Source organism: Streptomyces sp. NBC_01255 (assembly GCF_036226445.1).
Classification (GTDB): Bacteria; Actinomycetota; Actinomycetes; order Streptomycetales; family Streptomycetaceae; genus Streptomyces.
Genome location: NZ_CP108474.1, coordinates 6,307,546 through 6,325,969 on the forward strand (window position 1 = coordinate 6,307,546; position 18,424 = coordinate 6,325,969).

The window sequence follows — 18,424 nt, forward strand, 5'->3', positions numbered from 1 at the left end:
AACGTACCTCCTTACCTCTCAGGGAAGACATGACCCAGCATCTCGCCACCCCGGCCGACGCCCCCACCACCGGCACGCACACGGGCTGGTGGAGAGACGCGGTGATCTACCAGGTCTACCCGCGCAGCTTCGCCGACGGCAACGGCGACGGCATGGGCGACCTGGAGGGTGTCCGCAAGCGGCTGCCGTACCTCAAGGACCTCGGCGTCGACGCCGTCTGGCTCTCCCCGTTCTACGCGTCGCCGCAGGCCGACGCCGGTTACGACGTCGCCGACTACCGGGCCATCGACCCGATGTTCGGCTCGCTCCTCGACGCCGACGCCGTGATCCGCGAGGCCCACGACCTGGGCCTCCGGATCATCGTCGACCTCGTCCCCAACCACTCCTCCGACCAGCACGAGTGGTTCCAGCGGGCGCTGCGCGAGGGCCCCGGATCGCCGCTGCGCGAGCGCTACCACTTCCGCCCCGGCAAGGGCGAGAACGGCGAACTGCCGCCGAACGACTGGGAGTCCATCTTCGGCGGCCCCGCCTGGACCCGGACCGAGGAAGCGGACGGCACCCCCGGGGAGTGGTACCTCCACCTCTTCGCGCCGGAGCAGCCCGACTTCAACTGGGAACACCCGGCCGTACGCGACGAGTTCCGCTCCATCCTGCGCTTCTGGCTCGACATGGGCGTCGACGGCTTCCGCGTCGACGTCGCCCACGGCCTCGTGAAGGCCCCGGGCCTGCCCGACATCGGCGCCCACGACCAGCTGAAGCTGCTCGGCAACGACGTCATGCCCTTCTTCGACCAGGACGGCGTCCACGAGATCTACCGCTCCTGGCGCAAGGTGCTGAGCGAGTACGACGGGGAGCGCGTCCTCGTCGCCGAGGCCTGGACCCCGACCGTCGACCGCACCGCGAACTACGTGCGCCCCGACGAGATGCACCAGGCCTTCAACTTCCAGTACCTGGGCACCCACTGGGACGCGACCGAGCTGCGCTCGGTCATTGACGAGTCGCTCGCCGCGATGCGCCCGGTCGGCGCCCCCACCACCTGGGTGCTCTCCAACCACGACGTCACCCGGCACGCCACCCGCTTCGCCAACCCGGCGGGCCTCGGCACCCAGCTGCGCGAGGCCGGCGACCGCGAGCTCGGCCTGCGCCGGGCCCGGGCCGCGACCCTGCTGATGCTGGCCCTGCCCGGCTCGGCCTACGTCTACCAGGGCGAGGAGCTCGGCCTCCCGGACGTCACCGACCTGCCCGACGAGGTCCGTCAGGACCCGTCCTTCTGGCGGGCCAGCGGCCAGGACGGCTTCCGCGACGGCTGCCGGGTGCCGATCCCGTGGTCCGTCGAGGGCTCCTCGTACGGCTTCGGCGACGGCGGCTCCTGGCTGCCGCAGCCCGCGACCTGGGGTGCGCTGAGCGTCGAGGCGCAGACCGGCGACCCCGGCTCCACCCTGGAGCTGTACCGCAGCGCGCTCGCCGTGCGCCGCGAGCGTCCCGAACTCGGTGCGGGCGAGGCCCTGGAGTGGCTGGAGGCGCCCGAGGGCGTCCTGGCCTTCCGGCGCGACGGCTTCGTCTGCACCGCCAACACCACCGGCCGGGCCATTTCCGTCCCGCTGCCCGGCCGGTTCCTCCTTTCCAACGAGGAGATCAGGGTCGTCGACGACGAGATCGAACTCCCCGCCGACACCACCGTCTGGTGGGCGGTGTGACGATCCCCCTGCCGCGGGGCGCCGGGAACGGCGCCCCGCGGCTCGCGGACATCGCGGCCCAGTCCGGGGTCAGCGAGGCCACCGTCAGCCGCGTCCTCAACGGCAAGGCGGGGGTGGCCGGAGCGACCCGGCACAAGGTGCTCGCCGCGCTCGACGTGCTCGGCTACGAGCGTCCCGTACGGCTCAAACGCCGCAGCGCGGGCCTCGTCGGGCTCGTCGTGCCCGAGCTGACCAACCCGATCTTCCCGGCGTTCGCGCAGGTCGTCGAGCAGGTCCTCGCCGGCCACGGGTACACGCCGGTGCTCTGTACGCAGATGCCGGGCGGCGCCACCGAGGACGAGCTCGTCGAACAGCTCGTGGAGCGCGGGGTGGCCGGCATCGTCTTCCTCTCCGGGCTGCACGCGGACGCCTCCGCCGACCCGGCGCGCTACGCCCGGCTGAGCGACCGGGGCGTGCCGTACGTCCTCATCAACGGCTACAACGAGCACATCGACGCCAACTTCGTCTCCCCGGACGACCGGGCCGCGGCCCGCATGGCCGTGCGGCACCTGGTCGAGCTGGGGCACGAGCGGATCGGGCTCGCCATCGGCCCCACCCGGTACGTGCCGTCGCGCCGCAAGGCCGAGGGCTTCACCGCCGAGCTGTACGAGCTCCTCGGCATCGAACGGGCCGAGGCCGAACGGTTCATCAGGCCCACGCTCTTCGGCGTCGAGGGCGGGCACGCGGCGGCCGACATCCTGCTCGGCGAGGGGTGCACGGGCATCGTCTGCGCCTCCGACCTGATGGCGCTCGGTGTGATCCGCGCCGTCCGCGCCCGGGGCCTCGACGTGCCGGGGGACGTCTCCGTCGTCGGCTTCGACGACTCGCCGCTCATCGCCTTCACGAGCCCGCCGCTCTCCACCGTGCGCCAGCCCGTGCAGGCCATGGCGACGGCGGCGGTCGGCGCGCTCCTGGAGGAGATCGAGGGGAATCCCGTGCAGCGCACGGAGTTCGTCTTCCAGCCGGAGCTGGTGGTCCGCGGCTCGACCGCGCAGCCGCCCGGCAGGGTGCCGCAAGTCCTTTCGTAACAACTTGCGTCGAGGGGTCCGGAGCGGCGTCCGGAGGGTTGACCGGGCGTCGGGGCACTCGTACGGTCACGGCTGAAAACAGTTGCTGACATTTTCAGTAACTTCTTGCGACAGTGAAGTCAGCAGGAGGAAACATGGCCAGAAAGACCGTGGCAGCTGCACTCGCCCTCGTGGCGGGAGCCGCTGTGGCCGTCGCGGTGAACCCCCCGGCGCAGGCCACCCCGCCCGGCGAGAAGGACGTCACCGCGGTGATGTTCGAGTGGAACTTCGCCTCGGTGGCCCGGGAGTGCACCGACCGTCTCGGCCCCGCCGGATACGGATACGTCCAGGTCTCCCCGCCCCAGGAGCACCTCCAGGGCGGCCAGTGGTGGACCTCGTACCAGCCGGTCAGCTACAAGATCGCCGGACGTCTCGGCGACCGCACCGCCTTCAAGAACATGATCGACACCTGCCACGCGGCCGGCGTCAAGGTCGTGGCCGACTCCGTCATCAACCACATGGCGAACGGCTCCGGCACGGGAACGGGCGGGACCTCGTTCTCCAAGTACGACTACCCGGGCCTCTACTCCGGCTCCGACATGGACGACTGCCGCTCCTCGATCACCAACTACCAGGACCGCGGCAACGTCCAGAACTGCGAACTGGTCCAGCTCCCCGACCTCGACACGGGCGAGGAGTACGTCCGCGGGAAGATAGCGGGCTACCTGAACGACCTGCTCTCGCTCGGTGTCGACGCCTTCCGCATCGACGCCGCCAAGCACATGCCGGCCGCCGACCTGGCGAACATCAAGTCGCGGCTGAGCAACCCCAACGCCTTCTGGAAGCTGGAGGCCATCCACGGCGCCGGCGAGGCCGTCTCCCCGAGCGAGTACCTCGGCAGCGGGGACGTCCAGGAGTTCCGCTACGCCCGCGACCTCAAGCGCATCCTCCAGGGCGAGAAGCTCTCCTACCTGAAGAACTTCGGCGAGGCCTGGGGCTACATGCCCTCCGGCCAGTCCGGCGTCTTCGTCGACAACCACGACACCGAGCGCGGCGGCGACACCCTCAGCTACAAGGACGGCGCGAACTACACCCTCGCCTCCGTCTTCATGCTCGCCTGGCCCTACGGCTCCCCGGACGTCCACTCCGGCTACGAGTGGACCGACAAGGACGCCGGACCGCCCAACGGCGGCCAGGTGAACGCCTGTTACAGCGACGGCTGGAAGTGCCAGCACGCCTGGCGCGAGATCTCCTCCATGGTCGGCTTCCGCAACGCGGCGCGCGGCCAGTCCGTCACCGACTGGTGGGACAACGGCAACAACGCCATAGCGTTCGGCCGCGGCACCAAGGCCTACGTGGCCGTCAACCACGAGTCCTCGGCGCTCACCCGCACCTTCCAGACCCGGCTCGCCCCGGGCGCCTACTGCGACGTCCAGTCGAACACGGGCGTGACGGTGAACGCGTCCGGCCAGTTCACGGCCACCCTCGCCGCCAACACGGCCGTGGCCCTCCACGTGAACGCCACCACCTGCGGAGGCGGCACCACCCCGACCACTCCGCCGACGACGACCCCGCCGACGACGCCCCCGGCCACCGCCGGCGCCGCCTTCAACGTCACCGCCACCACGGTGACGGGCCAGAACATCTACGTCACCGGCAACCGCGCCGAGCTCGGCAACTGGGCCCCGGCCTCCGCCCTCAAGCTCGACCCGGCCGCGTACCCCGTCTGGAAGCTGACCGTCGGCCTGCCCGCCGGAACGTCCTTCGAGTACAAGTACGTCCGCAAGGACGCCGCCGGAAACGTCACCTGGGAGTCCGGCGCCAACCGCACCGCGACCGTTCCCGCCTCGGGCCAGCTCGTCCTGAACGACACGTTCCGCAGCTGACCTTCTTCTCCCCGCAGGGTCGCCCCCACCGGGGCGGCCCTCCCACCCGTACCCGTACCCCCGTCCCTCCTCCAGGGAGCACCTCCGTGACACCCAAGAGAACGGCGGTGGCGCTGGCCGCCGCCCTGTGCGCGGCCCTCGTGCCCGCCGTCCCCGCGGCCGCCGCGCCCAGGCCCCCCGCCCCGCCCTCCGACCGGACGCTCGCGGCCCAGCCGGCCCGCCAGGACCTCACCCGCGAGCAGTTCTACTTCGTGCTGCCGGACCGGTTCGCCAACGGCGACACCGCGAACGACCGCGGCGGCCTCACCGGCAGCCGTACGCAGACCGGCTTCGACCCGACCGACAAGGGCTTCTACCAGGGCGGCGACCTCAAGGGTCTGACCCAGCGGCTCGACTACATCAAGGGTCTCGGGACCACCGCCATCTGGATGGCCCCGATCTTCAAGAACCGGCCCGTGCAGGGCGAGGGCAAGGACGCCAGCGCCGGCTACCACGGCTACTGGATCACCGACTTCACCCAGGTCGACCCGCACTTCGGGACCAACGAGGACCTGGAGAAGCTGATCGCCGCCGCCCACGCCAAGGGCATGAAGGTCTTCTTCGACGTCATCACCAACCACACCGCCGACACCGTCGACTACGCCGAGAAGAAGTACGGCTACCGCCCCAAGGGCGCCTACCCGTACCTCGACAAGGACGGCCGCCCCTTCGACGACCGGGACGCGATCGGGAAGGTCGACGCGGACTCCTTCCCGTACACCCCCGTCGAGAAGGCGAACACCAAGGTCCCGGCCTGGCTCAACGACCCCACGATGTACCACAACCGGGGCGACTCCACCTGGGCCGGCGAGTCCGCCGAGTACGGCGACTTCGTCGGCCTCGACGACCTGTGGACCGAGCGCCCCGAGGTCGTCGACGGCATGAAGAAGATCTACGAGAAGTGGGTCCGCGACTTCAAGATCGACGGCTTCCGCATCGACACGGTCAAACACGTCGACCTGGACTTCTGGACCGAGTGGGCGACCGCCCTCGACGCGTACGCCGAGAAGCGCGGCCGCGAGGACTTCTTCATGTTCGGCGAGGTCTACTCCGCCGACACCACCGTCACCGCCCCGTACGTCACCCGGGGCCGCCTCGACGCCACCCTCGACTTCCCCTTCCAGGACGCGGCCCGCGCCTTCGCCTCCCAGGGCGCCGGCGCCGACCGTCTCGCCAAGGTCTTCGCCGAGGACTACCGCTACACCACCGACAAGGCCAACGCCTACGAGCAGGTGACCTTCCTCGGCAACCACGACATGGGCCGCATCGGCACCTTCCTCAAGCAGGACAACCCGAACGCCTCCGACGCCGAACTCCTCCGCAGGGCCACGCTCGCCAACGAGCTGATGTTCCTGTCCCGCGGCAACCCGGTGATCTACTCCGGCGACGAGCAGGGCTTCACCGGCGCCGGCGGCGACAAGGACGCCCGCCAGCCCCTCTTCGCCGCCCAGGCCGCCGACTACCTCGACGACGACCAGCTCGGCACCGACCGCACCCACGCCACCGACGCGTACGACACGAAGCACCCCGTCTACACGTCCGTCGCCGAACTGGCGCGCCTGACGAAGGCGCACCCGGCCCTCCGCGACGGCGTCCAGCAGGAGCGGCTCGCCGAGGGCTCCGTCTACGCCTTCTCCCGCACGGACGCCACGACGCGGACCGAGTACCTCGTCGCCACCAACAGTGCGACCACCGAGAAGACCGTCACCGTCCCCGTGGACTCGGCGAACCTCCGTGCCCTGTACGGGGGTCAGGGCGCGTACACCGCGACGGGCGGCAAGGTCACCGTCACGATCCCGGCCCTCTCCTCCCTGGTACTCAAGGCCGACAAGCCCCTCCCGGCCCCGGCCACCGGACCCACCGTGTCCCTGGACGCCCCGGCCGCCGGCGCCACCGGCACCGTCGAGCTCTCCGCCGACGTCACCGGCGGCGGCCTCAACCGGGTCGTCTTCGCCGCCCAGACCGGCAACGGCCCCTGGCAGGTCCTCGGCACCGCCGACCACGCCCCGTACAAGGTCACCCAGCACGTGACCGCCGCCGCCGGCACCGCCCTGCGCTACAAGGCCGTCGCCGTCGACAGCGCGGGCCGCACCGCGAGCGCCACCGCGACCACGACCGCCGGACAGGTCCCCGCGCCCGAGAAGCCGGTCGCCGTCGAGCGGACCCACGCGATCGTCCACTACCAGCGCGAGGACGGGAACTACGACGGCTGGACCCTGAAGGCCGCCGGTCAGGAGGCCGCGTTCACCGGCCGCGACGCCCACGGCGCCTTCGCCTGGGTCAAGGTCCCCGAAGGCGCGTCCACCGTCGCGTACACCGTCGAGAAGGACGGCGCCGCCGACGGCCCCCAGCGGAGCATCACCCTCGGCCGCACCGGCGAGGTCTGGATCACGCAGGGCCAGGACGGCCAGTCCGACACCGCACCCGCACCCGCCCCGCAGGACAAGACCAAGGCCGTCATCCACTACCAGCGGCCCGACGGGAACTACGACGGCTGGGGCCTCCACACCTGGACCGGCGCCGCCCAGCCCACCGACTGGTCCAAGCCCCTCCTGCCGGTCCGCGTCGACGCGTACGGCGCCGTCTACGAGGTGCCGCTCACCGAAGGCGCGACGTCCCTCTCGTACATCCTCCACAAGGGCGACGAGAAGGACCTCCCCACCGACCAGTCCCTCGACCTCGCCACCTACGGCCACGAGATCTGGGCGCTGTCCGGACAGCAGAAGTACCTGCTCCCGACGGTCGGCGGCGCCCCGAACCTCGACCTCGCCAAGGCCGAGGCCCAGTGGATCGACCGGAACACCGTCGTCTGGAAGGTCAAGACCACCGACGCCACCAGCCAGCAGCTGGTGTACGCGAAGGACGGCGGGATCACCGTCGCCGACGGGACCCTCAGCAGCGAGGGCCAGTGGCTCCGGCTCGCCCCCTCCTCCCTGAGCGACGCCCAGAAGGCGAAGTACCCGCACCTCAAGGAGTACCCCGCCTTCACCCTCGACGCGCGGGACGCCGACCGGGTCCGCGCCTCCCTGCGCGGCCAGCTCATCGCCACCCAGCGCGCCGCCAACGGCGCCCTGCTCGCCGCCACCGGCGTCCAGACCGCCGGCGTCCTCGACGACCTGTACGCGAACAAGGCCAGCGGCGCCGCCCTCGGCCCGGTCTTCCGCCACGGCCGCACCACCCTCTCCCTCTGGGCCCCCACCGCCCAGTCGGTCGCCCTCGAACTCGACGGCCGGACCGTGCCCATGCGGCGCGACGACAGCTCCGGCGTCTGGTCCGTCACCGGCCCCAAGTCCTGGACGGGCAAGCCGTACCGCTACGCCGTGAAGGTCTGGGCCCCCACCGTCCAGAAGGTCGTCACCAACAAGGTCACCGACCCCTACTCCACCGCCCTCACCACCGACTCCGCCCGCAGCCTCGCCGTCGACCTCACCGACGCCCGGCTCGCGCCGAAGGGCTGGACGTCGCTGAAGAAGCCCGCCGCCGTACCGCTGCGGGACGCCCAGATCCAGGAGCTCCACATCCGCGACTTCTCGATCGCGGACCCGACGGCGAAGGCCGACCACAAGGGCACCTACCTCGCCTTCACGGACAAGGACAGCAAGGGCTCGCAGCACCTGAAGGCCCTCGCCGCCACCGGCACCTCCTACGTCCACCTCCTCCCGGCCTTCGACATCGGCACCATCCCCGAGAAGAAGTCCGGCCAGACCACACCCGCCTGCGACCTCAAGGTCCACGCCCCCGACTCCGAGGAGCAGCAGGCCTGCGTCGCCGCCGCGGCGGCCAAGGACGCCTACAACTGGGGCTACGACCCGCTGCACTACACCGTCCCCGAGGGCTCCTACGCCACCGACCCCGAAGGCACCCGCCGTACGGTCGAGTTCCGGCAGATGGTCCAGGCCCTCAACGGCACCGGCCTGCGCACGGTCATGGACGTCGTCTACAACCACACCGTCGCCGCCGGACAGTCCGACAAGTCCGTCCTCGACAAGATCGTGCCCGGCTACTACCAGCGCCTCCAGGCCGACGGCACCGTCGCCACCTCCACCTGCTGCGCCAACACCGCGCCCGAGAACGCCATGATGGGCAAGCTCGTCGTCGACTCGGTCGTCACCTGGGCCAAGGACTACAAGGTCGACGGCTTCCGCTTCGACCTCATGGGCCACCACCCGAAGGCCAACATCCTGGCCGTACGGAAGGCCCTGGACGAGCTGACCGTCGCACGCGACGGCGTCGACGGAAAGGCGATCGTCCTCTACGGCGAGGGCTGGAACTTCGGCGAGATCGCCGACGACGCCCGCTTCGTCCAGGCCACCCAGAAGAACATGGCCGGCACCGGCGTCGCGACCTTCTCCGACCGCGCCCGCGACGCCGTCCGCGGCGGCGGCCCCTTTGACGAGGACCCGGGCGTCCAGGGCTTCGCCTCCGGACTCTTCACCGACCCCAACTCCTCACCGGCCAACGGCACCCCGGCCGAACAGAAGGCCCGGCTGCTCCACTACCAGGACCTGATCAAGGTCGGCCTGACCGGCAACCTCGCCGACTACACCTTCACCGACACCTCGGGCCGTACGGTCAAGGGCAGCCAGGTCGACTACAACGGCGCCCCGGCCGGCTACGCCGCCGCCCCCGGCGAGGCCCTCGCCTACGTCGACGCCCACGACAACGAGACCCTGTACGACGCGCTCGCCTTCAAGCTCCCGGCCGGCACCTCGGCCACGGACCGCGCCCGCATGCAGGTCCTCGCCATGGCGACGGCCACCCTCTCGCAGGGCCCGGCGCTCTCCCAAGCGGGCTCGGACCTGCTGCGCTCCAAGTCCCTGGACCGCAACTCGTACGACAGCGGCGACTGGTTCAACGCGATCCACTGGGACTGCCGCGACGGCAACGGCTTCGGCCGCGGCCTGCCCCCGGCCCCCGACAATAAGGCCAAGTGGTCCTACGGGAAGCCGCTGCTCGTGAACCCGGCCCTCACGGCCGGCTGCGAGCAGATCGACGGCGCCTCGGCGGCCTACCGCGACCTCCAGGAGATCCGTACCACCGAGCCGGTGTTCTCGCTGGCCACGGCGGACCGGGTCCAGTCCACCGTGTCCTTCCCGCTCTCCGGCCGCGAGGAGACCCCGGGCGTCATCACCATGCGCCTCGGCGACCTGGTCGTCGTCCTCAACGCGACCCCGCAGGAGCGGACGCAGCAGGTCGCCGGCCTGGCGGGCGGGGCGTACGCCCTCCACCCGGTCCAGGCGAACGGCTCCGACACCGTGGTGAAGTCCGCCTCCTACGAGGCCGGTTCGGGCACCTTCACGGTCCCGGCCCGGACGGTGGCGGTCTTCAAGGCCGGCTGATCGCCCTCTCCCACAGAGTGACCCCGTACCGGGTGCCGTCGGCGGCGAGCTTGCCGGGCTCCTCGCCGACCACCCGGTAGCCCGCGGCTTCGTAATACGTACGAAGCCGCGGGTTGTTCGTCATGGAGTCGAGCCGCGCGACCCCCCCGCCCACCGGCCGCTATCCGCTCCTCCGCGTGGGCGAGCAGCACCCGTCCGGTCCCGGCGGGCGCCGCGTCCCGGTCGGTCATGAGCCGGTGCACGTAACCGGCGACCGGCGGCTGCGGGCCCCAGGCCTGCTCGTCGTCCCACCACAGCTCGTACGCGCCGACCGCCCGGCCCTCGTGGAACGCGAGCCACACCTCACCGGCGGCGATGCGCCCCCGGAAGTGCTCCGCGCTCTTCGCGCCCGGTTTCCACTGGTCGATCCCGTTCCGCACCATCCAGTGGGCCAGCCCGTCGAACAGCTCCACCAGAAGGTCGAGATCCCGGTCGTCCGCCTGCCGGAAGGTCACTTGTGCCGTCATGGTGATCACCGTAAAGGTGTGGCCGGACATCCGAACATCCGCATCCCCACCCCGGGAGTGACCCCCATGCCGCAGATCACCGTGGACTACTCCGCGCCCCTCGACCGGCGCGGCTTCGCGCTCGCCCTGCACCCGCTCGTCGTCGAGTCCGTGAACGCCACGCTCGACGCCTGCAAGACCCGCTTCCGCGAGGTCGAGGAGACGGTCGTCGGCGACGGCTCGACCGAGGACGTCATCGTCCACGTCGAGATCGCCCTGCTGTTCGGCCGCACCGACGACGCCAAGGCGCGCCTGTCGAAGGCCGTCCTCGCGCTGCTGCCGACGTACGTCAAGGCGACCGAGGGGGTCCGGCTCTCCGTCGAGATCCGCGACCTCGAATCGTCCTACCGCAAGCGCTGACCGGGCACGGCACCCGGCTCTGTCACGCCACCCGCCTGCGGCACGAGCGCGGAGAGCCGGGTCACCAGCTCCGCGAAGGGGCCGTCGGCCGGCTCGTCGGCGAGGATGCCGACCAGGATCTCCGCCATCTCCGTGTCGTACGCGGCGCTCACCGCGGCCAGCGCCGCGAAGTCGTGCACGAGCTGCAACTCCAGCTCCGCGCGCGGGACCCGGCGGCCGTCCAGCCAGAGCAGGGCCGTCGACTCGGCGAGCGAGACCCAGGAGCGGACGACCAGTTCGAGCCGGGCCGAGGGCTCCTCGACCCTCAGGTGGGCGAGGATCTGCTCGTACGCGGCCTGCCGGACCTCGTCGATCATCGCGTTCGTCGTGGAGGAGCCCACCGCGGGACCGCCGCGCATCAGCGCGGCGAAGCCCGGCCCGTGCTCGTCCACGAAGTCGAAGAACCGGCCCATCACCCGCAGCAGCCGCGCCCCCAGCGGGCCCCGCGGCGGCTCCACGAACCTCGCCGCCAGCTCGTCGGCCGCCCGCCGCAGCGCCGCCTCGTAGAGGCTCTGCTTGCCGGGGAAGTAGTGGTAGACCAGCGGTCGCGAGATCCCCGCGGCCGCGGCGATCTCGTCGATGGACACCTCGTCGGGAGAGCGGTGGCTGAAGAGTTCGAGAGCCACCCCGATCAGCTGCTGCTTGCGCTCCTCGACGCCCATCCTGCGGCGTACCCCGGTCGTCATACGAACAGCCTAACGGGGTCCGATACGCTCCTGCTTCATGAGCGCTTCCGACCAGGAAACCCCGGCAGTCGAGGCCCCGGAGGCACCTGAGGCCTCCGAGACCGACGAGACCGGCGAGATCGACGACATCGAGGAGCCCGACGACATCGACGAGGCGCCCGTGGCGGGCGGCCTCACCCCCAAGCAGGCGCGCCGCCTCCGCGTCGCCGCCGCCTCCGTGCTGCTCGTCGCCCTCGCCGTGGTCCTGGTGATCCGTCTCGCGAGCCGTACGTCCGTCCTGGTCGTCGGGGTGTACGGCCTCGCGATGATCCTGTGCGGTGTCGTGATCGAGCTCTCCCGCAACGGCCGTACGCGGCTGGCCACCTGGCTCCTGGTCGGCGGCCTGCTGGCCGCCCTCGCCTTCGACTGGCTGATCCTGCCGTAGACGCTCACAGATCCAGGACGAGCCGCTTCCCCGCACAGCGCGAGACGCAGATCAGCATCGAGTCGTCGCGCTCCGCGTCGGTGAGCAGCTCGTCCCGGTGGTCGATCTCGCCCTCCAGGACCCGCTGTTGGCAGGTCCCGCAGAACCCCTGCCGGCAGGAGTACGTGATGCCGGGCAGCTCCTCGCGGACCGCCGCGAGCACCGACTGGTCGGCCGCCACCTTCACCGTACGGCCGGAGCGGCGCAGTTCGACCTCGAAGGCGGTGCCGCCGGCCGGCGCGGCGGCGGAGAACCGCTCCAGGCGCGGCGTCCGGCCCTCGGGCATCGCGGCGCCCACCGCGTCCATCAGTCCGTCGGGACCGCAGCAGTAGACGACGGTCTCGGCAGGCACGTGCGCGAGGAATCCCAGCTCGGGAAGGCCCGACTCGTCCTCGGCGACGACGGTGACCCTCCCCCGGCCTTCGGCCGGGGGGACCCCCGTCTCGCTTCGCTCGCCGCCCCCGAGCCGCTCGATCTCCTCCAGGTACGGCATGGTGGCCCGGCTCCGCCCGCAGTACACGAGCCACCAGTCCGCCCCCGCCGCCTCGGCGGCACGGACCATCGGCAGCACCGGGGTGATGCCGATGCCGCCGGCGACGAAGACGTACGCGGGGGCGTCGATCAGCGGGAAGCGGTTGCGGGGGCCGCGGATCTCGACCTCCGTGCCCTCGTGGAGCTGCTCGTGCACCTCGCGCGAACCGCCCCGGCCGTCCTCGATCAGACGCGTCGCGACCGTGTACGTACCGGAGTCGGCAGGGTCGCCGCAGAGCGAGTACTGCCGCACGAGCCCGGAGGGCAGGACGAGGTCGACATGGGCACCCGGCTGCCACGCGGGCAACCCGGCACCTTCCAGGCGTAGTTCGACGACGCCCTCGGCGGGCGTGGCGCGCCCGGTCACGACGACCCGGCGGGGGACCGTGCGGCCCCGGCCGTACCCGGACACGGGCACGTCGAGGGCGGGCAGCGGCCACAGCGGGGCGGTGGACATCCGGCTGCGCACGGCGCGGCGGACGAGCAGCGCGGCACCGGCGACGAGCGCGACGGTGGTCAGCCGGGGCATCAGTGGCCTCCGCCGGCGCCGGGGGAGGAGGCGAGGTAGGCCAGCGCCTGCGCGGTGTCGCCCTCCTGGGAAGGGTGGTAGGCGCGGCTCAGGTAGCGGGGTATGGAGCGCAGCATGTCCGGGGTGGAGGGCAGCACGCCCTGCCGGCCCTTGCGGTAGAACTGGCCGAACGAGGCCTTGCCGTCGAGCAGGCTCGGGTCGTTCTCCATGAAGAAGCGGGCGCCCCGCTGCCAGAGGAAGACGAGCGCGGAGAAGGCGAGCGCCCAGGTGCGGGCGCGGCGCCGGTAGCCGCCGTCGAGGTGCATGAAGAGCTCGAAGGCGACCGAGCGGTGCTCGACCTCCTCCGCCCCGTGCCAGCGCAGCAGATCGAGCATGACGGGGTCGGCGCCGCGCCGGTCGAGCTCGTCGGCGTTGAGGACCCAGTTGCCCAGGAAAGCTGTGTAGTGCTCGATGGCGGCGATCATCGCGACCCGCTCCATCAGCCACCAGCGGCGCGGCCGGCCCGGCGGCAGGGTCCGGTCCCCGAGGAGCTTCTCGAAGAACCAGTCGACCTGCGCGGTGTACGGGGTCGGGTCGAGGCCCAGCTTCCGCAGGTGGGGGAGGACGTCGTCGTGGGCCTGGGAGTGGATGGCCTCCTGGCCGATGAAGCCGATGACGTCCTCGCGCAGCCGGTCGTCGGTGATGTACGGCAGCGCCTGCTTGTAGACGTGCACGAACCACCGCTCGCCCGCCGGGAGCAGCAGGTGCAGCACGTTGATCGTGTGCGTGGTGAAGGGGTCGCCGGGAACCCAGTGGAGCGGGGTCTCCTCCCAGTCGAAGGAGACCTTGCGGGCCTTGAGCTCGACGTGTTCCGACGCCACCGGTGCAGGCTGCGTATTAGACATGCCGTCAATGTACTGAGGGGTAGGGCGATGGCAACAGGCCTGTGCACGGCCTTTTTGGAGGTACGAGCCGCCCGGCCCTCCCCCTCACCGCAGCGCGGGGACCCGGGTGCCGTCCCGCAGGGTGCCGTCCAGATCGGCCCGCGCCCCCGCCTTCGCCTTCACCGCCAGCACCGGACCGTCCGCCCGGCCCCTCACCCCGCCCGAGGTCTCCAGGGAGGCGAAGTCCGGACTGCCCGCCGCCAGGACGAACCAGCCGCCGCTCGGCGCCTGCCACAGCACGCCCGCGAGGACCCGGGGGTCCCGCACGCCGCACGCCGGCGATCCTTCGGACCGGGCCGCGAGCGCCGCCGGGACCTTCGGGGACGGGACCAGGAACTGGGCGAGCACCCGGCTGCCCGTACCGCGCCAGGTCTCCGCGCGCGTGCACACCCAGGTGCCGTGCCCGGCGCCCTCGGGCAGCGGCTGCCGCGCGAATCGCCAGGCGTTCACCGACCGCACCCCGTGCGCCCGTACGGCCGTCAGCCGGCACGCCGTCCGCGCCCACGCCTCGCGGGCCTCCTTCCCGGTCACGTCCGCCGGGGCGTCCGGCGGCCCCCACAGGAGCCGGGCGGGCGCCAGCTCGCCCAGGTCGGCGAGGAGCCGCGTACCCGAACCGTCCCGCACCTGGAGGGAGTTCCAGCGCTCGCACTCCTTCGCCTGCGCGGGACTCGGCACCGGCTCGGTCACCCCGTACGCGTCCCGGGCCAGCGGCCACGGCTCCTTCGCGGGCGCGAGCAGGTCCCGTACGGCCGTCTCCCGCACCCAAGGGGCCGTCAGATAGCGGACGTTGCCCGAGGCGCGGGAGACGACGAGGGCGGCCGAACCGACGGCGTCGGCCGCGTCCGTCCGCGCGAAGTCCAGTGCGGCGCCCGCGCTCCCCGCCACCGGCTCCGCATACCGCACGGCCCGCAGCCTGTCGTGGAAGAGCACCACCCGAGCCCCGTCCACCAGCCCGGCGAACAACAACTGAGGCGGCCCCATCGGCGGCCCGACGGGCGTCCCCGGCGTCGCCGACGACTGCACGGAGAGCCCGGGCCGCGCCCACACGGCGAGCGCCCGCCGCAGCAGCGCCCGGTCCCCGGTGAGCCCGCCGCGCGCGGGCCAGACGGAGAAGTCGTGCCGCGTCGACCCGGGCCAGGCGGCGGGCGGCACCCGCTTGACGGCGCCGGGATCGAGCGCGGCCTCGGCGGCCGGGTTACGGGCGTACGAGGGGGCGGCAGCACCGTTTCTTCCCCAGCCGTCCCCGGGCAGCCCGAGCAGCGTCCCGCACACGACGAGCGCGGCGACGGCGACGAGCGCGGCCCGGCCGTGCTGCCGCCGCCGCAGCAGATCGGTCGGCCGGGCCTGCAACGAACAGGGATCGAACTCGGCCGACTCCAGCAGAGCGGCCCCACTGACCCGCCCGTCCCGCTGCCCACGACCGGCCTCGCGGTATCCGTCGGCCGACGTGCCCTCCGGCGCCCCGCCGGGCCGGCCGCCGCGACCGGTGTCGCCGTACCCGGTGTCCTCGAACCATCCGCGGCTTCCGCTGCCACCAGGCCGTTCGCCGCTCGCGAAGTCTCCGGGCCGTCCGTCGTCCCGGGTGGCGCTGTCGGTACGCGGCCCCTCGGTGCCGGTGCCGGTGCCGGCCGCCTCGCCGCCTGTCCAGGCACCGGCGAGTCGCCCGAACTCGCCCGCCCGGCCCGGGCTCCCGCCCCTGCCGGGCCCGGCCTGCTCGCCGACCCGCACGGCGCGGCCGTCCCCACCGGGGAGGCCGTCCCCGCCGGGGAGGCCGTCCTCACCGGGCCGCCGGGCGCCGCCGGCACCCCCGGGCGGGTCCGCCGCGTCGACCGCGTCCGCCTCCGCGAGGGCGGCCGCCGGGTCGGTGACGCCCGCCGCGGCCAGGACCCGCAGGACCTCCGGGTCGCCCTGGCGCTCCAGGCCGCGGAGCACGTACGCCGCCCTGCCGGGGCCCGAGAGGGCGGACAGGCGCTGGTCCAGGGCGAGTTCGTCGGCGCCACCCACCCGGGGGAAGACCCGCAGCCCCCACACCTGCGGCAGCAGCGGCGGGAACTGGGCCCGGCGCGGCAGCGCGCGCCGCCGCAGCGGCAGCCCGGCGACCAGCGCCTGCCGCAGCACCTCGCCCCGCACGTACGCGTAGCCGGGATCGACCGCGTCCTCGGTGCGCCGGGGCCCCGGGACCGCCGGACCCGGCACCCGGCGGCGCGGCAGCGAACGCTGCACGAGCGCGTGCGCGGTCAGCACCCGGCGATTGCGGCCGAGCGTCGGCGGCAGCACGAGATAGGCGATGCGCACGAGGCGCGGATAGCGCTCGACGAGCGCGGCCTCGGCCTGTTCGACGTCGACGGGGCCCACGGGCGAGGGATCGAGATCCTGGGTGCTCACGTTCAGCAGAACGAGCGATTCTTCCGATGGTCACCCCGGCCCCCGACGCCCCTCGACGGCGGCTCAGGCCGCGTGGACCGTCAACCGCTCGCGGATCAGCGCCGTCACCTCGTCCGGGACGCCGAGCCCCTCCCGTACGTACTTCTCCATCGAGCCGTGCCGGACCGCCACCTCGTCGAGCCCCGCATCCAGGTACTCCGGCAGGACACCGATCAGGTCGAGCGCCAGCTCGGGGTCGCCGCCCTGGGCCGTGAACCCCTCGATCATCGGCGCGAACGCCTGCCGTACCGCCGTATTGACCGCCAGGTACTCGGCCCGCACGGTCTCCTCGTCCGCGCCCAGCAGCGACAGGACGACCGTCGCCGCCCACCCCGTCCGGTCCTTGCCCGCCGAGCAGTGGAAGAGCACGGGCCCGGCGCCCGGCGTGCCCAGCTCGGTCAGCAGCGCACGGTACGCGGCGCGGGCGGAGTCGCCGGACACGAAGGTCCGGTAGGTGCGGGCGAAGGCCGCCCGCACCCGGCCCCCGCCGAGGTGCTCCTCGGCCAGCGCCGGGTCGGTGAGCAGCAGCTTCAGCCGCGCGGCGGGCGGCAGCCCGCTGACGGCCAGGTGGTCGGCGAGCACGTCCGCGACGAGCAGCCGCGCCCCGGCCGGCAGGCGGTCCGGCCGGTCGCCGCGCTCGCTCTCCGTCCGGAGGTCGACGACCGTACGGATGCCCAGGTCCGCCACCACCGCTTCGGCCGGATCGAGCCGGTCGAGCTGAGCCGAGCGGAGGGCGAGACCGGACCGGACGGCGCGCCCGTCACCGAGGGGCAGACCACCGAGGTCGCGGAGATTGGCGACGGAGGCGGCGGGGATGGCGGGCATGGGCGTCGACTCCTCCGGTTCGTCCACTTTCCTGTCGACCGTAGTGGATCGCCCGGAAGAGGGCAGTTCGTCAGCTGCCGCCCTCGATGTCCGGCGCGTGCTTCGCCAGGAACTCCGCCTCCCGCTCGTTGGACAGCCCGACCTCCGGCCGGTCCGGGCGCCTCGGCGCGACCCCGCCGAGCGATTCCAGCCACGCCCAGGTGTCCGCGACCGTCTCCGCGACCGGCCGGCAGCGCAGCCCCGCCGCGACAGCTTTGGAGACGTCGGCGGTGTGCATCGCGTCGTACATCTCGCCCGGCGGCAGCCACACGGGCAGCTCCGACCAGGGCTCAAGGCCGGCCGCGACGACCGCCTCCGGCTCCGCCCACCGCAGCTCGACGTCCGCGCCGGTCGCCCGTACGCACGCGTCGAGCAGCTCGCCCATGGTCGTGTGCCCGGGCGGCGAGACGAGGTTGTACGGCCCCGAGAGCCCGGCCGCCACGGCGTCGAGCGTCCACTCGGCGAGGTCGCGGGCGTCGACGTACTGGAGGGGGAGTGTGCTCGGCCCGGGGGCCAGGACCGTACCGCCGCGCGCGATCCGGCTCAGCCACCACGGGAGCCGGCCGACGTTCTCGTACGGGCCGATGATCAGGCCCGCGCGGACGTGCAGCGTCCGGTCCGCCCCGAAGGCGGCCGTGGCGGCGAGCTCGCCGCCCATCTTGGCCTCCGCGTACGGCACGTCCCCGGCGTCCGGCGAACCCTCCACCAGCGGGCCGTCCTCCCCGAGTCCGGCGGCCGGCGGCCAGGTGTAGACGGAGCGGCTCGACACGTACGCGTACCGCCCGACCCGGTCCGCGAGCAGCCGCGCCGCGTCCCGGACCGCCGACGGCGCGGCCGACCAGGTGTCCACGACGGCGTCCCAGGAACCGGTGGCGAGGGCGGCGAGCCCGTCCGGGCCGGTGGTCCGGTCGCCGAGCAGGGAGGTGACTCCGGCCGGGGGTGCGTGGCGGCCCCGGTGGAAGACCGTCACCTCCCAGCCCCGGTCGAGCGCGGCCTCGACGACCGCGCGACCCACGAATTCCGTACCACCGAGAATCAGCAATTTCATGATCG

12 protein-coding genes and 1 pseudogene are annotated in these 18,424 nt (G+C 72.8%); 6 read left to right on the forward strand and 7 right to left on the reverse strand.

Features of this window, described 5'->3' with window-relative positions:
* Positions 1–29: 29 nt before the first annotated feature.
* From OG357_RS28580 to pulA, 4 genes are all read left to right on the forward strand, one after another.
* Positions 30–1,697: a glycoside hydrolase family 13 protein gene (locus OG357_RS28580; protein WP_329623883.1), complete on the forward strand. Its 1,668-nt coding sequence runs from the start codon at positions 30–32 to the stop codon at positions 1,695–1,697.
* A complete protein-coding gene (locus OG357_RS28585; protein WP_329623884.1) occupies positions 1,685–2,764 on the forward strand; it encodes a LacI family DNA-binding transcriptional regulator in 1,080 nt (359 codons plus the stop codon). The genes OG357_RS28580 and OG357_RS28585 overlap by 13 nt, the downstream gene beginning before the upstream one ends.
* 134 nt (positions 2,765–2,898) lie before the next feature.
* Positions 2,899–4,629 carry a carbohydrate-binding module family 20 domain-containing protein gene (locus OG357_RS28590; RefSeq protein ID WP_329623885.1) on the forward strand — a complete coding sequence of 577 codons (1,731 nt, stop codon included), beginning with the start codon at positions 2,899–2,901 and terminating at the stop codon, positions 4,627–4,629.
* An 86-nt stretch (positions 4,630–4,715) separates the two neighbouring features.
* Complete coding sequence (gene pulA, locus OG357_RS28595) at positions 4,716–10,007, forward strand: pullulanase-type alpha-1,6-glucosidase (protein ID WP_329623886.1); 5,292 nt, start codon at positions 4,716–4,718, stop codon at positions 10,005–10,007.
* Here the strand turns inward: pulA and OG357_RS28600 are convergent.
* Positions 9,994–10,513, reverse strand: a pseudogene (locus OG357_RS28600) (GNAT family N-acetyltransferase). The gene pulA and the pseudogene OG357_RS28600 overlap by 14 nt on opposite strands.
* Positions 10,514–10,579: 66 nt before the next feature.
* On the opposite strand from OG357_RS28600, the gene OG357_RS28605 reads away from it, so the two are divergent.
* The gene (locus OG357_RS28605; RefSeq protein ID WP_329623887.1) at positions 10,580–10,912 is read left to right on the forward strand and encodes a 5-carboxymethyl-2-hydroxymuconate Delta-isomerase; all 333 of its coding nucleotides are present in this window, start codon (positions 10,580–10,582) and stop codon (positions 10,910–10,912) included.
* Here OG357_RS28605 and OG357_RS28610 read toward each other — a convergent pair.
* Complete coding sequence (locus OG357_RS28610) at positions 10,897–11,637, reverse strand: TetR/AcrR family transcriptional regulator (RefSeq protein WP_329623888.1); 741 nt, start codon at positions 11,635–11,637, stop codon at positions 10,897–10,899. The genes OG357_RS28605 and OG357_RS28610 overlap by 16 nt on opposite strands.
* Positions 11,638–11,674: 37 nt before the next feature.
* Here OG357_RS28610 and OG357_RS28615 point away from each other — a divergent pair, with 37 nt between their 5' ends.
* On the forward strand, positions 11,675–12,061 hold the full coding sequence (locus OG357_RS28615) for a hypothetical protein (RefSeq protein WP_329623889.1): 387 nt from the start codon (positions 11,675–11,677) through the stop codon (positions 12,059–12,061).
* A gap of 4 nt (positions 12,062–12,065) precedes the next feature.
* Here the strand turns inward: OG357_RS28615 and OG357_RS28620 are convergent, their stop codons facing one another.
* The 5 genes from OG357_RS28620 to OG357_RS28640 form a co-directional block, all read right to left on the reverse strand.
* Positions 12,066–13,160: a PDR/VanB family oxidoreductase gene (locus OG357_RS28620; RefSeq protein WP_329623890.1), complete on the reverse strand. Its 1,095-nt coding sequence runs from the start codon at positions 13,158–13,160 to the stop codon at positions 12,066–12,068.
* Positions 13,160–14,044, reverse strand: coding sequence for a metal-dependent hydrolase (locus OG357_RS28625; protein WP_024757779.1), 885 nt, complete (start codon positions 14,042–14,044; stop codon positions 13,160–13,162). Before OG357_RS28625 ends, OG357_RS28620 begins: the two co-directional genes overlap by 1 nt.
* Positions 14,045–14,128: 84 nt before the next feature.
* A complete protein-coding gene (locus OG357_RS28630) occupies positions 14,129–16,468 on the reverse strand; it encodes a hypothetical protein (RefSeq protein WP_329623891.1) in 2,340 nt (779 codons plus the stop codon).
* 63 nt (positions 16,469–16,531) lie between these two features.
* Positions 16,532–17,332: a tyrosine-protein phosphatase gene (locus tag OG357_RS28635; RefSeq protein ID WP_329623892.1), complete on the reverse strand. Its 801-nt coding sequence runs from the start codon at positions 17,330–17,332 to the stop codon at positions 16,532–16,534.
* Positions 17,333–17,402: 70 nt separating this feature from the next.
* Complete coding sequence (locus OG357_RS28640) at positions 17,403–18,419, reverse strand: NAD-dependent epimerase/dehydratase family protein (RefSeq protein ID WP_329623893.1); 1,017 nt, start codon at positions 18,417–18,419, stop codon at positions 17,403–17,405.
* Positions 18,420–18,424 lie beyond the last annotated feature (5 nt).

Excerpts from the sequence above, each read along its gene's own strand:
- OG357_RS28580 (WP_329623883.1), top strand. The coding sequence starts at position 30 with ATGACCCAGCATCTCGCCACCCCGGCCGACGCCCCCACCACCGGCACG.
- OG357_RS28590 (WP_329623885.1), top strand. The coding sequence starts at position 2,899 with ATGGCCAGAAAGACCGTGGCAGCTGCACTCGCCCTCGTGGCGGGAGCC.
- OG357_RS28605 (WP_329623887.1), top strand. The coding sequence starts at position 10,580 with ATGCCGCAGATCACCGTGGACTACTCCGCGCCCCTCGACCGGCGCGGC.
- OG357_RS28610 (WP_329623888.1), bottom strand. The coding sequence starts at position 11,637 with ATGACGACCGGGGTACGCCGCAGGATGGGCGTCGAGGAGCGCAAGCAG.
- OG357_RS28615 (WP_329623889.1), top strand. The coding sequence starts at position 11,675 with ATGAGCGCTTCCGACCAGGAAACCCCGGCAGTCGAGGCCCCGGAGGCA.
- OG357_RS28620 (WP_329623890.1), bottom strand. The coding sequence starts at position 13,160 with ATGCCCCGGCTGACCACCGTCGCGCTCGTCGCCGGTGCCGCGCTGCTC.
- OG357_RS28625 (WP_024757779.1), bottom strand. The coding sequence starts at position 14,044 with ATGTCTAATACGCAGCCTGCACCGGTGGCGTCGGAACACGTCGAGCTC.
- OG357_RS28635 (WP_329623892.1), bottom strand. The coding sequence starts at position 17,332 with ATGCCCGCCATCCCCGCCGCCTCCGTCGCCAATCTCCGCGACCTCGGT.
- OG357_RS28640 (WP_329623893.1), bottom strand. The coding sequence starts at position 18,419 with ATGAAATTGCTGATTCTCGGTGGTACGGAATTCGTGGGTCGCGCGGTC.